Source organism: Vibrio sp. 10N.222.49.C9 (assembly GCF_041474985.1).
GTDB lineage: Bacteria > Pseudomonadota > Gammaproteobacteria > Enterobacterales > Vibrionaceae > Vibrio > Vibrio crassostreae_C.
In genome coordinates, this window is sequence record NZ_JBFRVD010000083.1 from 1 (window position 1) to 317 (window position 317).

Sequence of the window (317 nt, forward strand, 5' to 3'; positions counted from 1 at the left end):
ACCATTGTCACGGCTATCTAAGTTGTAGCGGTGAGCGAGGGTAAGAGCAGCAGGACCTAAGAAGTCAGGGTTTAAACCAAACTGAGGGCACGCTGCGTAACAAAGGCCGCAGTTGATGCAGGCTGCAAATTGCTTGTAGCGCGCCATTTGCTCTGGGGTTTGGATGTTTGTACCGTCTTCTGGTGTACGATCATTACCAATGATGTAAGGCTTGATGGCTTCAAGACGCTCAATGAATGGCGTCATATCGACAATTAAGTCTTTCTCGATTGGGAAGTTAGCCAGTGCCTCAATTTTCAAGCCATCTGGGTATTCAC

1 protein-coding gene is annotated in these 317 nt (G+C 47.9%); it reads right to left on the minus strand.

The annotated features are described in order from the left end of the window. Nucleotides 1–317: 4Fe-4S binding protein (locus AB4585_RS21710; protein ID WP_372170891.1), on the minus strand; the 317-nt coding region annotated here is incomplete at both ends.